Raw genomic sequence first — 12,590 nt, 5'->3', positions numbered from 1 at the left:
TGGAAAAGGTTGTTTATACGTTTGGGGAGCTTATGCGGAAGCAGAATTTTTAAATTGTTTTTCCAATTCGCCCACGCGCTGGAAAAGTTCGGGCAAACGCTGGCGGAGAATATTTATGCGCTGCTCCAGCATGTAGGGTGTGCCGGGCGTGCCTTTCAGCTTCGCACCGGCGGGAACGTCGCCCGCCGCGCCGGCTTGCGCGGTGAGGACGGCGCCCTTGCCCACGCGGATGTGGCCGCCGAGGCCGACCTGGCCGGCGAGCACGACGTAATCCTCGAGCACGGTGCTGCCGGAGATGCCGGTTTGCGCGCACACGAGGCAGTGTTTGCCGATGATGACGTTGTGCGCGATCTGCACGAGGTTGTCGATTTTGGTGCCCTCGCCGATTTCGGTGCGGCTGAAACGCGCGCGGTCGATGGTCGTGCCCGCGCCGACTTCGACGTCGTCGTGGATGACAACATTGCCGACCTGCGGCACTTTTTCGTGGCGGCCCCCGACGAGTTCGTATCCGAAGCCGTCGGAGCCGACGACGACGTTGGACTGGAGGCGCACGCGGTTGCGCAGTTCGCATTCGGAGGCGATGCGCGCGCCGGTCTTGATCCAGCAATCGTCGCCGATGCGCGCGTTGCGGCCGACGAAGCACTGCGCCTCGATGTGCGCGCGTTCGCCGATGACCGCGCCGCTTTCGATCACGCAAAGCGGCCCGATGGAGGCGCTGGCGGCGATGTTCGCGCCGGGGTCGATGATGGCGCTCGGATGAATGCCGGGCGCGGGTTTGGGCCAAAGGAGTTGTTCGACGCGCGCGCAAAGTTGCGCGATGGCGACCGAGGGATTTTTGACGATGATGAAAAGCTGGCCGGGTTTGGGTTCGCCCTCGTAGTCGGCTGGCAGGAGCACAACGCTCGCGGCGGTGGCGGCGACCTCGGGTTTGTATTTCGGGTTGCCGAGAAATGTCAGGTCGCCGGCCCGCGCCTCGCCGAGCGATGCGATGCCGCGGACGGGCAGGTTGGTGGAGCCGCGCGTGGAAATGGGTTTTACGATTTCTGCGATTTGAGCCGTGGTGAACGAAATATCCATGATTGCCAGACACAGTGCGCGCGCGGGTTTGCGTGGCAATGAATAATCCAAAACGGTTTCGATTTGCGGCGGCAAGGGGAGCGTTTTCTTCGGAAATAAGGAACACAGAGGACACTGAGGACCACAGAGTTTAGGGAGGCCCGTCCGGCTGATCGGTTGGTTTCACGCGAGGGTTCTGTTTTAATTTAAAAAATCCATTCAGTGATAGCTTGCGTGCAAGCGTGGCAGTCTTGATGGCCTCACTGTTCTCTGTGGTCCTCAGTGTCCTCTGTGTTCCTTTCCGAAATAATGAAAAAATCTCGGCAACGGCGGCCCGCTTTGCTCAAAGTCTCGCGCATACGACATGCCGAACGATTCGCAAAAGCCCGCTCCCGACGCGACGCGCCCAAAATCCGCGCCCGCGCAACCGCAACCGCCGCCTCCTCCGCGCGAGGAACGCCGCCGGCCTTGGGCGCAGCTAAAATATTTCACGTTTCAGCCCGCGATTTTTCCGCGCCTGCTCGGGGCGGTTTCGCCCGACGCCAAACCGGGCGACCTCGTCACGGTTTACGACAAGGCGGGTTATCCGCTTGGCGCGGGTTTGTATAATCCGCGCGCGAAAATCGTGCTGCGCGTGGTAGCCCACGGCGCGGACGCCGCCGGCGGTGACGCGGGCGAGGCATATTTCGAGCAGGCCATCCGCCGCGCCGTGGAACTGCGCCGCGATTTGTTCAAGCTCGACGAAACGACCGACGCCTACCGCCTGATCAACTCCGACGGCGACGGCCTCAGCGGGCTGACGATCGACCGCTACGCCGACACGCTTTTCTGCGATGTGTATTCGTTCGGCATCGCGCAACGCCTGCCGCGCTGGCTGCCCTTGTTGCACGAACTCGCCGGGACAAAGTTTGCGCGCGTGCATGTCGATCACGACATCGGCTCGCTCGAGGGCATCAAGCCGTCCGTCTTTAACGAAACCAACGCCGCCGCGCCGCGCCGCGTGAAGATCCGCGAAAACGGAATCCGCTACGAGGTCGATTTCGCCGAGGGGCACAAGACAGGCTTTTTCTGCGACCAGCGCGAGAACCGACGCGCGCTCGCGCGCTTCACAAAAGGCGCGCGCGTGCTCGACCTGTGCAGCTACACGGGCGGTTTTTCGCTCTCCGCAAAAATCACGGGCGGCGCGGACGATGTCACCGCCGTCGATCTCGACGAGGCCGCCATCGCGCAGGCCAAGCGCAACGCGAATCTCAACCAGGCGCGCATAAAATTCGTGCACGCCGACGCGTTCGCCTACGCGCGTCAGATGCAGACCAACGGGGAAAAATGGGACGTCGTCGTGCTCGATCCGCCGAAATTTATTTTCACGCGCGACGAGTCCGGCAACTGGGAGGGCCGCCAGAAATACGAGGACCTCAACCAGCTCGCAATCAGCCTCGTGAAACCGGGCGGCATCTTCGTGACGTGCTCGTGCTCGGGTTTGTTGAGCCTTGAGGATTTCGAGCAGCACGTGATCAAGGCCGCGCATCGCCTGGGTCGCCGCCTGCAATTTTTCGACCGCGCGGGCCCCGGCCCGGATCATCCGGTGTATTCAAACTGCCTCGACAGCCGTTACCTGAAAGTTTTGTGGAGTCGCGTGGCATGAGCACGACGTTGTCACAAATCACGCAAACCGGCCCCGCGCTGCTGATCGATTCCGCGTCGGCGCGCGTGCAACTCGCGCTGTTGCGCGCGGACAATGACGCGCTCTGGGAAACGCAAACCGGCGAGGCGGGCACGGCGATATTTTCATGTGCCGAAAAACTTCTCGCCCGCGCATCGCTCAAGCTCGACGGCGTGGCCGCGTTTGTTTTTTGCGACGGCCCCGGCTCGGTGCTCGGCATCCGCACGGCGGCGGTCGCGCTGCGCGCGTGGCGCGTGTTGCGCGAACGACCGGTGTATTCGTATTGCAGCCTCGCGCTCGCGGCGCGCTTCCTCGCGAAAACGGAAAACGCCCGCAACCTCTCGCTCATCGCCGACGCGCGCCGCGACACATGGCACCATGTCGGCATCGACGCCGGCGGCCGCGTTTCCGCGCTGCGCCGCGTGCCGACGTCGGAGCTGGACGGCGCGCTCGCGATGCCTGAACATTTTCGCAACTGGACTCCGCTGCCGCCCGATGTGCGCGTCACGCCCTACGCGCTCGAAACGATGCTGTCCGCGCTCGCTGGCGAGCCGTTGTTCGCCCCCGCGCCCGAGCCGGATGCGTTTTTGCACGAGGAACCCGTTTACCAAACCTGGACGCCGCGAATTCACCAGGCGGGTTGACGCCTTGAAAACCCGCGGCAAGCAGCCATACCTGAAACCAAAATGAAATCACGACTTCCACTCCGTTGCTGGGCAGAGATCGACCTGGCCGCGCTTGAGCGCAACTTGCGCCTCATCCGCGCGTCGTTGCCGCCGCACATGCGCTACGTGGCGGTCGTGAAAGCCGACGCCTACGGACACGGTTTGCAGCAGGTCGCCGCGCGCCTCATGCACGCCGGCGCGGATTTGTTTGCCGTGGCGAATCTCGCCGAGGCCGCGTCGTTGCGCGAGATCGGCCCCGGCTGGCCGATCCTGCTGCTCTCGCCGCTTTTGCCGGAGGAGGACCGGTATCTGGTCGAATACGATTTGATCGTGACCGTTTCGACGAGTGACGAGGTGCGGCGTTTCGACGCGGTCGGACGCGCGGCGGGCAGGCCCGTCACCGTGCACCTGAAAATCGACACCGGCATGGGCCGCGCGGGCATCTGGCATGAATGCGCGGAAAAATTGTGCGCGGAAATCCTCGCCTCGCCCAACATCAGGCTCGGCGGCGTTTACACCCATTTCGCAAGCCCCGACGAGGATGCCTCGTTCACGGATGAACAGCGAAAACGGTTTTTGAAGGCGCTGGCATGCTGCCCGAAACTCGATCTTTCGCAGCTTTTTGTGCACGCGGACAACAGCGCCGGGCTCGACACGCTCGAGGCTGCCGGGCCGTTCAACGCGGTGCGCATCGGCCTGCTTCAATTTGGCATTGTGCCGGGGCGCGACGGACTTTTGGCGCACGTGAAAACGGAGCCGACCTTCAGCTTCAAAACGCGCGTGGGCATCGTGAAAAAACTGCCGCTTGGCACGGGCATCAGCTACGGCAGCACGCACACGCTCCGGCGCGACAGCAAGGTGGCCGTTCTTACCGCGGGTTACGGAGACGGCATCCCTCGCTCGGTGAGCAATCGCGCAAGCGTTTTGGTGCACGGTATTCGTTGTCCGGTTCTCGGCCGCGTGACAATGGACCAAACCGTCATCGACATCACCGACATCCCGACGATGACCAAGGTCGCCAGCGGGGACGAATGCGTTATTATCGGACGACAGGATGGCGCCGAAATCACGATCAGCGAGTTTAGCCACGCCGCCGACACGATCCCATGGGAAACCCTGTGCTCCGTGACAAAACGCGTGCCGCGATTGTATAAAACCGTGCTGGGGGTTTGACTGCGCATGCGCCTTCGAGGTTCGTTCATTTTTGAACACCATGCCGCGGTTGAATCCATGCGGGGAGCCATGAGGGCAAACATGGGGGCATTCGCATCCATTCGCGTTTAAAATAATTGCCGAACATGCACACCCACCACACACACTTCCGGCGCGCGCAATGGCGTGTGCTCGTCGCGGTGATGATTTGCTACCTGTTTTATTACACCGGACGCCACGCGCTCGGGTTTGCGATTCCCGGCATTTCCGAAGAGCTTGGCATGAGCAAGGAACTGCTCGGTTGGGCGTCCGCGGGCATGCTTTGGGCGTATGCGCTCGGGCAGATTTTCAGCGGCGGCGCGGGCGACCGGATCGGCGGACGCCGGATGATGACCGCCGGCGCGCTCCTGTCCTTCGCGCTGAACTGGGTGACCAGTTTCGCGACCGGCTTCGTCACGCTCTTCGCCGGCTGGAGCCTGAACGGACTCGCGCAAAGCATGGGTTGGGCGCCCGGCACGCGGCTCGTCGCAAACTGGTGGGGGCCGCGCGAGCGCGGTTTCGCCTTTGGGCTGTTTTCGCTTTCGGCGGGCCTCGCCTCGGTGCTGGCGTTCGGCGTCTCAATTTTTGTCATCGACGGGCTCGGCCTCAACTGGCGCTGGCTGTTCCGCCTGCCTGTGCTGCTCATGCCGCTGGGCGCGCTCGCCGTGTGGCGAATGTCGCGCGATCATCCCTCCGACCTCGGCTTTGAAAACCTGGAGGACGAGGCGCCGCCCGAAAACGTCCGCGCGACATTGCGGCGCGCGGGCGCCGGCGCGCCGCAATGGAGGCGCCACCTCGCGATTCTCGGCAACCGCGAACTGTTGCTCGCCAGCCTCGCGATCGGTTTTCAAAACGCCGTGCGCTTCGCGCTGCTGATCTGGGTGCCCGTGTATTTTCTCGACGGGGACGGCTCCGGCGGCGGGGTGTGGGCGAGCCTGGGGCTTCCGGCGGGCATGGCCCTGGGCGCGTTTGCCAGCGGCTGGGTTTCGGACCGCTTTTTCGGTTCGCGCAAATCCGGTGTCATCGTGATTTTCATGAACGTGGCGGCGATTCTCGCGGTTATCCAATACCTGCTGCCGTTCGGCCACTGGGCCGCGATGCCCATCCTTTTGTTTCTCGGATTTTTCGGCTGCGGCTCGCAATCCGCGTTCTGGGCGATGGCCCCCGATTTGCTCGGGCGCGCCAACACGAGCACGGCGATTGGCATCATGGATTTCTTCGCCTATCTCATCGCCGGCCTTTGCGGACCGCTGATCGGCTGGCTGGTGCAGCACGACCCCGTTGCCAACAGCGGCGGCGAAAACACATCGCTCGTCTTCCTTTTTGTCGCGTTTCTTTCCGCCTGCGGCGCGGCGGTCGGCTTCCTTATAAAACGGTGAATTGAAAGTGTCGTTGCAATCAACCGGCGCGCCCATACGTTGATGAGAAATCAATAAACACGAAGACATCGTTGAGTTACTGCCCCCTTGTGACCCTTTCCCCTCACCATCCATGATATCGATCAACATCCCCGAAGAAATGTCCGCGGCCACGCTGCCCGGCAACAGCACCGCCAAACTTGAGGCGCGCCGCGTCCCGCAACCCGGCCATGGCGAAGTCCTCATCCGCATGAAATGCTCCACCATTTGCGGCTCCGACATCCGCTGCATTTATCACGAGCACCTCGGCAAGGGCCCCGAAGGTTACCAGGACGGCATGGTCGCCGGGCACGAACCCTGCGGACAGATCGTCAAGGCCGGGCCCGGATGCCGTCGCTTCCGCGAGGGCGATCGCGTGATCGTGTATCACATTTCCGGCTGCGGTGTGTGCAACGACTGCCGGCGCGGTTACATGATCTCCTGCACCAGCGAAAAGTTCCGCCGCGCCTACGGATGGCAGCGCGACGGCGGCATGGCCGACTATCTGCTCGCCGAGGAAAAGGACCTCGTCCATCTGCCCGACTCGCTTAGCTACGCTGACGGCGCGCAAGTCGCGTGCGGCTTCGGCACCGTTTACGAGGGGCTCGAAAAAATTGGCATTAGCGGAAACGACGCCGTGCTCATCACCGGCCTCGGCCCCGTGGGATTGGCCGCCGGCGCGCTTTGCCGCAAACTCGGCGCGCGCAAAATCATCGGCATCGACGTGATTGACGACCGCCTGAAAATCGCGCGCGACCTCGGCCTCTGCGACGAAGTGCTGCGCTCCGGCCCCGACAACGTCGACGAGGTGCGCGCGCTCACGGGCGGCCACGGTGTCGAGCGCGCGGTCGAGTGCTCTGCCAACGCAAGCGCGCGCAACACCGCGCTGCGCGCCACGCGCAAATGGGGCCGCATGGTCATGATAGGGGAGGGTGGCAGATTGGAAATGAATCCCTCGCCCGACATGATTCACGATCAGAAAACGCTTTACGGTTCCTGGGTCACCTCGATCTGGCGCATGGAGGAGCTTGTCGAGCGTCTCGTGCGCTGGAACCTGCATCCCGCCGAGTTGATCACACACCGTTTCCCGCTCGAAAAAGTCAACGACGCCTACGCGCTCATGGCCTCCGGCCGCTGCGGCAAGGTCGCCGTCTGTTTCGACGAGGAACTTGCCTGACATGAAGGCCTGTTGGCGGCTTGCCGGCTTCGTCGAGCCACTCCCGTTTCCCGCGTTTTATTTTGCATTTTTGTGTGGCAACGCGGACAGCGTTTCGTGATTGTGCGCGCCTCACCATGAATCCTGTTCTAAAACTGTTACTCGAAGGCGGCAGCCTCTCGACCGCGCAAATGGCGCAGGTCGCGGGCATTTCGCCCGCCGAAGTCGAACAGCACCTGGAACAGTTGAAGAAAGATAAAATCTTCCTCGGCTGGCGTCCGGTGCTCGATCTCTCGCGCGAGGCCGCCGCAGCCGCCGCGGTGCGCGCCGTAATCGAGGTCAAGGTCACGCCGGAGCGCGGCGGCGGGTTCAACCGCTTCGCCGAGCGCCTCGCAAAATTCGACGAGGTCGAGTCGTGCTACCTGATGTCGGGGCGTTACGACCTGCTGGTGTTCGTGCGCGGCGCGTCCCTGCAAAAGGTCGCGTCGTTCGTGTCGGAAAAATTGTCCACGGTCGAGGGCGTGCTCTCGACGGCCACGCATTTCATACTGCGTTGTTACAAGGAGCAGGGCTACCTGCTTGACAGCGACGAGGACAATTCATCCCGCCTCACCGTTTCGCCATAACCCCAAACCAGTGAGGAGCACTTGAATTAAAATGAGCACCGACCCAAACAAGTGGGTGGCGGGCCACGTGGCCACGCTGCCCAAAAGCGGCATCCGCGATTTTTTCGACCTGGTTGCCAAAATGAAGGGGCAGGACGTGATCTCGCTCGGCGTGGGCGAACCCGATTTCGTGACGCCGTGGCGCGTGCGCGAGGCGGCAATCTACGCGCTCGAGCACGGCAAAACCTACTACACGGCAAACCTCGGCCTGATCGAGTTGCGCCGCGCGATTTCGAAATACGTGGCCGAACACTTCGGCGTCGAATACAGTCCCGACAACCAGGTTCTCGTGACCGTCGGCGTGAGCGAGGCGGTCGACCTGGCGTTCCGCGCGTTCTGCAATCCGGGCGACAAGGTGATGTTTCACCAGCCTTGCTACGTGTCGTATCATCCGAGCGTGACGCTCGTTCACGGCACCGGCATCGCCGTGCCGACCTATGCGAAGGACAACTTTGCGCTGACTGCCGAGGCGCTTCGCGCCGCATGGCAGCCCGGCGCAAAAATCCTCATGCTCAACCTGCCGTGCAACCCGACCGGCGGCACGTGCACACGCGAGCAATTGGAAAAAATTGCCGAGTTCTGCCGCGAAAAAGACATGCTCGTGCTGAGCGACGAGATTTATTCCGAGCTTACCTTCGACGGCGTGCACACGAGCATCGCGAGCCTGCCGGGCATGGCGGAGCGCACGGTTTTCCTGCACGGATTTTCGAAGGCATTTGCGATGACCGGCTGGCGCATCGGCTACGCGTGCGGCCCCGCCGTGCTCGTGGACGCGATGATGAAAGTGCACCAATACTCGATGATGTGCGCGTCGATCATCTCGCAGGAGGCCGCAATCGAGGCGCTCACCCACGGATGGGACGACGTGTGCCGGATGCGCGAGCAATACCATCGCCGCCGCGATTTGGTCGTGCGCCGCTTCAACGAGATCGGCCTGAAATGCCACTCGCCGCGCGGCTCGTTCTACGCATTCCCGAATGTCACCGCGACCGGCCTCGACGAAAAGCAATTCGCCGTGCAGTTGCTCGAAAGGGAAAAAGTCGCCGTGGTGCCAGGGCAGGCTTTCGGCGAAAACGGCGCGGGTCATGTGCGCGCCTGTTTTGCAACCAGCTACGAGCAGCTCATCGATGCGTGTGATCGCATGGAGCGGTTTGTGGGCGCCAAACGATGAGCTTCCGAGCGTCTTGATTGAATTGCGTGGCGCGAGTGGATTGCTTGCTCCACGCAATTTGCCAATCTGCCGCTTTCAGGTTTTGGGGATTAGGCGATTCGCAAGATTGTCAACCGGCATTCCTCGCTCCACAGTTCGCATTCCCATGACCCGCACCGATCGTCTTCTTGCCACCCTCGCCGCCCGCCCGCTCCAATGCGACGGCGCCACGGGCACGCAACTCCAGCAACTCGGCCTGCAACCCGGCGAGTCCTGCGAACGCTGGGTGCTCGATCACCCCGAGCGCGTCCAGCTCGTCCATCAACGCTATCACGAGGCCGGCGCCGATCTGCTCACCACAAACACCTTCGGCGGCACCACGCTTTCGCTTGCCTCGCACGGCCTCGATTCGCGCGCCGCCGACATCAACCGCAACGCGGTGCGCCTCGCCCGCGAAGTCGCCGGCGACCATGCGTGGGTGCTTGGCGACATGGGCCCTTTTGGCGGCATCCTCGAACCCTACGGCGAAAGCGAGCCCGGTGCCGCTCGAGATGCTTTTCTCGCGCAGGCCGCCGCGCTTGTCGAGGGGGGCGCGGATGCGATCCTTGTCGAAACAATGTCCGATCCCGCCGAGGCGGCGCTGGCCGTTGAGGCCGCGCGCGAAGCCGGCGCGCAATTTGTCATTTCCACCTTTGCATTTCAGCACACGCCCGCCGGTTTTCGCACCATGATGGGCGCCTCGCCCGCGGTTGCGGTTCAGGCCGCGCTTGACGCCGGGGCAAGCGTCGTTGGTGCGAATTGCGGCACGCAACTTTCGCTAGAGGATTACGCGAATCTGGCCGCCGAACTCGTCGCGGCCGCGCACGGCATTCCCGTGATCGCGCAACCCAACGCCGGGTCGCCCGCGCATGATCCCGCCACCGGACAAATCACCTACGCAACCACGCCCGCCGCCTTTGCGGAAGCGGCCGCGCGATACATCACGCTCGGCGCGCGCATCGTCGGCGGCTGCTGCGGCACCACACCGGCGCACATTTCAGCATCCGCCGCGCATAACAAAAAAGCAAAGGCGTGATTGTCGCGAGGCGAGGGTGGGGAGGTGATTGCCTCACGCGGCTTTTTTGCGGAAGAGCACGGCGGCGCTGGTGAGTGTGATCGCACAGATGACGAGCAGCGGCCAGGCGAGTTGCGCGGCATGGGCGACCGTGGCGTCTTTCAGGTAAACCGCCTTCACCACTTCCATGAAATGGCGGATCGGGTTTATCCAGGTTATATGTTGCAGCCACACGGGCATGTTTTCAATCGGGGCGGCGAAACCGGAGAGCATCATCGCGGGCATCATGAACGCGAACATGCCGAGAAAGGCCTGCTGCTGCGTCGCGCAGAGCGACGAGACGAAGAGGCCGACTCCGGCGAGCGCGAGCGCGTAGAGGATGGTGCCGAGGCAGAGGATGACGAGGCTGCCTTGAAACGGAACGTGGTAAATGAAAACGGCGGCGAGCAGGATGAGCGCGGCTTGGAATGACGCGATGAGGATCGCCGGCACGATTTTGCCGGCCATGATCATCTCCGGCGTGTAGGGGGAAACGAGGAGCTGGTCGAAGGTGCCTTGCTCGCGTTCGCGCGCGACGGAGAGCGTCGTGACGATGAGCACGCCCAGCGTCGTGATGAGCGCGATGAGGCTGGGCATGATGAAGTTGATGTAGTCGAGATTCGGATTGAACCAGTTTCGCACGACGAGCTCGGAGGGCGCGGTCGCGGTGTTGCGCGCGGAGGCGAGGTCACGCTGGTAGTCTTGCACGATTTGCTGGATGTAGCCGGCGGCGATTTGCCCGGCGTTGGTGCGGCGTCCGTCGAGCAGGATCTGGAGTTGCGGGGCGCCGTTTGCGCGCGCGATTTGCGCGGAAAAATCGGACGGTATGCGGACAACGGCAAGCGCGCGCTGATGCTCGATGGTGTCGTTGAGTTGTCGCGGGTTGTCGATGTCGATGAACTCGGTGAAGGTGACGGCTTGCGCGCGGAGGCGTTGCGTGAGCTCGATGGCGGCGGGTCCCCGGTCCTGGTCGTAGATGGCGAGCGCCGCGTTTTTGATTTCGAGCGTGGCGGCGAGCGGGAAGATCGCGACTTGCAGGATCACAGGCATGATAAGAAGCATCCGGCTTTGTTTGTCGCCGAGGACGATTTGAAGCTCCTTGCGGATGAGTGTGATGAGGCGGCGGAACATGGAGGAATTTTGGATTTTCGATTCTCGATTCTCGATTTTCGATTGGGAGCTACCGCTCCGTTTTCGATTTCGAGACCGCGCGGTAGCGCGCAATCGAAAATCGAGAATCGAAAATCGAAAATTTCTACTCGAGTCGTTTGCGGGTGAGTTTGGCTGTGAGGCCGATGAAGAGCGCGGCGGTGCCGGTGAGGAAAAGCAGCGGGTAAAGCAAGGTGCGCCAGGAGTCGCCGACTTGGAAAAGCGTCTGGATTGAGGTCACAAAATAACGCGCGGGTATGACGCTGGTCACGGCGCGGATGGGCGCGGGCATTGAACTGATTTCAAAGAGAAAACCCGAGAGCATCATCGCGGGGAGGAATGCCGCGATGAGGGCGATTTGGGCGGCGTTGAACTGGTTGCGCGTGGCCGTTGAAAACAGCAGCCCCATGCCGAGCACGCTGAGCAGAAACAGCGAGCCGCAGGCGAGAAGGGGCGGCAGCGAGCCGCGGAATTGCACGCCCATGACAAAATGCGCCACGGCGATGCAGAGCAGGAGCACGATCATGCCGAGCAGGTAGTAGGGGATTATTTTGCTGAGCAGGATTTCGAGGCGCGAGACGGGCGACGAGAGAAGCGACTCCATCGTGCCGCGCTCCCATTCGCGCGCGACGACGAGCGCGGTGAGCAGCGCGCCGATCACGGTCATGATGAGGGTGATCGAGCCGGGGATGAGATAGTTGCGGCTTTCGGCGCTCGGGTTATACCAAAACGTGCTTTCGACGGAGATCGCGGGCGGCATGGATTGGCCGCGGGCGGCGGCGCGTTGCGCGAGCCAGTTTTGCCATGCGCCGCGCGCGTAGGCCTGGACGAAGTTTGCGGTGTTGGGCTCGGTGCCGTCGGTGACGACCAAGAGCGGCGCGGGCTCGGGCGGTTCGCCCGCGGCGAGCGCGGATTCGGCGCGGCGTATTTTTGCGGAAAAATCGGAGGGAATCACAACGAAGCCGCGAATGCGCGAGCGCGTCAGCGCCTCGGCCGCGGAGGCGTGCGAGGCGTAATCGGTGACATCAAGATAAGGCGAGCCGGTGAGGCTGGCGGCGAACTGGCGCGCATCAGCCGAAGTGTCCTCGCAGATGAGCCCGATGCGTGTGACGCCGGTGTCGAGATTGATGCCGTAGCCAAAAATAAACAGCATGACGACGGGCAAAATAAACGCGATGAGGATGCTCGTCGGATCGCGAACAATCTGAATCGTTTCCTTGCGGCAAAGCGCGCGCAGGCGGCGAAGGGAAAATGACGAACAAATGTTCATGGCGAGTGCGGTGCCTTTTTTTGGAGTGCGGTGGCAGAGCGCAGCGGCGACACCGCTTTGCTGTGCGTGCGCAAACCAATAATCGGGAAATGTTCAAAGCGGCGTCGCCGGCCTGCGGCCTCTGCCGCCGCACTC

The 12,590-nt window shown here is 62.6% G+C and carries 11 protein-coding genes; 8 read left to right on the top strand and 3 right to left on the bottom strand.

Translation table 11 applies throughout. The features are described 5' to 3' along the window. Positions 1 to 30 precede the first annotated feature (30 nt). A complete protein-coding gene (gene lpxD, locus M2103_RS05775) occupies positions 31 to 1,077 on the bottom strand; it encodes a UDP-3-O-(3-hydroxymyristoyl)glucosamine N-acyltransferase (RefSeq protein WP_277509338.1) in 1,047 nt (348 codons plus the stop codon). 343 nt (positions 1,078 to 1,420) lie between these two features. Here lpxD and M2103_RS05770 point away from each other — a divergent pair, with 343 nt between their 5' ends. The 8 genes from M2103_RS05770 (at position 1,421) to M2103_RS05735 (ending at position 10,018) form a co-directional block, all read left to right on the top strand. Beyond that, positions 1,421 to 2,701 (top strand): class I SAM-dependent rRNA methyltransferase, encoded by a 1,281-nt coding sequence (locus M2103_RS05770; protein WP_277509337.1) that lies wholly within the window; start codon positions 1,421 to 1,423, stop codon positions 2,699 to 2,701. Further along, positions 2,698 to 3,363: a peptidase M22 gene (locus tag M2103_RS05765; RefSeq protein WP_277509336.1), complete on the top strand. Its 666-nt coding sequence runs from the start codon at positions 2,698 to 2,700 to the stop codon at positions 3,361 to 3,363. The genes M2103_RS05770 and M2103_RS05765 overlap by 4 nt, the downstream gene beginning before the upstream one ends. Positions 3,364 to 3,405: 42 nt before the next feature. Next, the gene (gene alr, locus M2103_RS05760) at positions 3,406 to 4,557 is read left to right on the top strand and encodes an alanine racemase (protein WP_277509335.1); all 1,152 of its coding nucleotides are present in this window, start codon (positions 3,406 to 3,408) and stop codon (positions 4,555 to 4,557) included. 125 nt (positions 4,558 to 4,682) lie between these two features. Further along, on the top strand, positions 4,683 to 5,954 hold the full coding sequence (locus M2103_RS05755; protein WP_277509334.1) for an MFS transporter: 1,272 nt from the start codon (positions 4,683 to 4,685) through the stop codon (positions 5,952 to 5,954). 112 nt (positions 5,955 to 6,066) lie between these two features. Next, positions 6,067 to 7,149, top strand: a complete 1,083-nt coding sequence (locus tag M2103_RS05750) for a zinc-binding dehydrogenase (protein WP_277509332.1) — start codon at positions 6,067 to 6,069, stop codon at positions 7,147 to 7,149. Positions 7,150 to 7,265: 116 nt separating this feature from the next. Further along, positions 7,266 to 7,754, top strand: a complete 489-nt coding sequence (locus M2103_RS05745; RefSeq protein WP_277509331.1) for an Lrp/AsnC family transcriptional regulator — start codon at positions 7,266 to 7,268, stop codon at positions 7,752 to 7,754. A 31-nt stretch (positions 7,755 to 7,785) separates the two neighbouring features. After that, a complete protein-coding gene (locus M2103_RS05740) occupies positions 7,786 to 8,964 on the top strand; it encodes an aminotransferase class I/II-fold pyridoxal phosphate-dependent enzyme (RefSeq protein ID WP_277509329.1) in 1,179 nt (392 codons plus the stop codon). 145 nt (positions 8,965 to 9,109) lie between these two features. Continuing rightward, positions 9,110 to 10,018: a homocysteine S-methyltransferase family protein gene (locus M2103_RS05735; RefSeq protein ID WP_277509326.1), complete on the top strand. Its 909-nt coding sequence runs from the start codon at positions 9,110 to 9,112 to the stop codon at positions 10,016 to 10,018. 33 nt (positions 10,019 to 10,051) lie between these two features. On the opposite strand, the gene M2103_RS05730 is transcribed toward M2103_RS05735, so the two are convergent. Further along, positions 10,052 to 11,167, bottom strand: coding sequence for an ABC transporter permease (locus M2103_RS05730; protein ID WP_277509324.1), 1,116 nt, complete (start codon positions 11,165 to 11,167; stop codon positions 10,052 to 10,054). 124 nt (positions 11,168 to 11,291) lie between these two features. Beyond that, complete coding sequence (locus M2103_RS05725) at positions 11,292 to 12,455, bottom strand: ABC transporter permease (RefSeq protein WP_277509323.1); 1,164 nt, start codon at positions 12,453 to 12,455, stop codon at positions 11,292 to 11,294. Between the last annotated feature and the right edge of the window lie 135 nt (positions 12,456 to 12,590).

Source organism: Ereboglobus sp. PH5-5 (genome assembly GCF_029504805.1).
Lineage (GTDB): Bacteria > Verrucomicrobiota > Verrucomicrobiia > Opitutales > Opitutaceae > Ereboglobus.
This window is presented reverse-complemented; position numbering and strand designations above follow the sequence as displayed.

Bases quoted from the DNA above. Each gene is read 5' to 3' on its own strand.
- lpxD (WP_277509338.1), bottom strand. From the start codon at position 1,077: ATGGATATTTCGTTCACCACGGCTCAAATCGCAGAAATCGTAAAACCC.
- M2103_RS05770 (WP_277509337.1), top strand. From the start codon at position 1,421: ATGCCGAACGATTCGCAAAAGCCCGCTCCCGACGCGACGCGCCCAAAA.
- M2103_RS05765 (WP_277509336.1), top strand. From the start codon at position 2,698: ATGAGCACGACGTTGTCACAAATCACGCAAACCGGCCCCGCGCTGCTG.
- alr (WP_277509335.1), top strand. From the start codon at position 3,406: ATGAAATCACGACTTCCACTCCGTTGCTGGGCAGAGATCGACCTGGCC.
- M2103_RS05755 (WP_277509334.1), top strand. From the start codon at position 4,683: ATGCACACCCACCACACACACTTCCGGCGCGCGCAATGGCGTGTGCTC.
- M2103_RS05750 (WP_277509332.1), top strand. From the start codon at position 6,067: ATGATATCGATCAACATCCCCGAAGAAATGTCCGCGGCCACGCTGCCC.
- M2103_RS05745 (WP_277509331.1), top strand. From the start codon at position 7,266: ATGAATCCTGTTCTAAAACTGTTACTCGAAGGCGGCAGCCTCTCGACC.
- M2103_RS05740 (WP_277509329.1), top strand. From the start codon at position 7,786: ATGAGCACCGACCCAAACAAGTGGGTGGCGGGCCACGTGGCCACGCTG.
- M2103_RS05735 (WP_277509326.1), top strand. From the start codon at position 9,110: ATGACCCGCACCGATCGTCTTCTTGCCACCCTCGCCGCCCGCCCGCTC.
- M2103_RS05730 (WP_277509324.1), bottom strand. From the start codon at position 11,167: ATGTTCCGCCGCCTCATCACACTCATCCGCAAGGAGCTTCAAATCGTC.
- M2103_RS05725 (WP_277509323.1), bottom strand. From the start codon at position 12,455: ATGAACATTTGTTCGTCATTTTCCCTTCGCCGCCTGCGCGCGCTTTGC.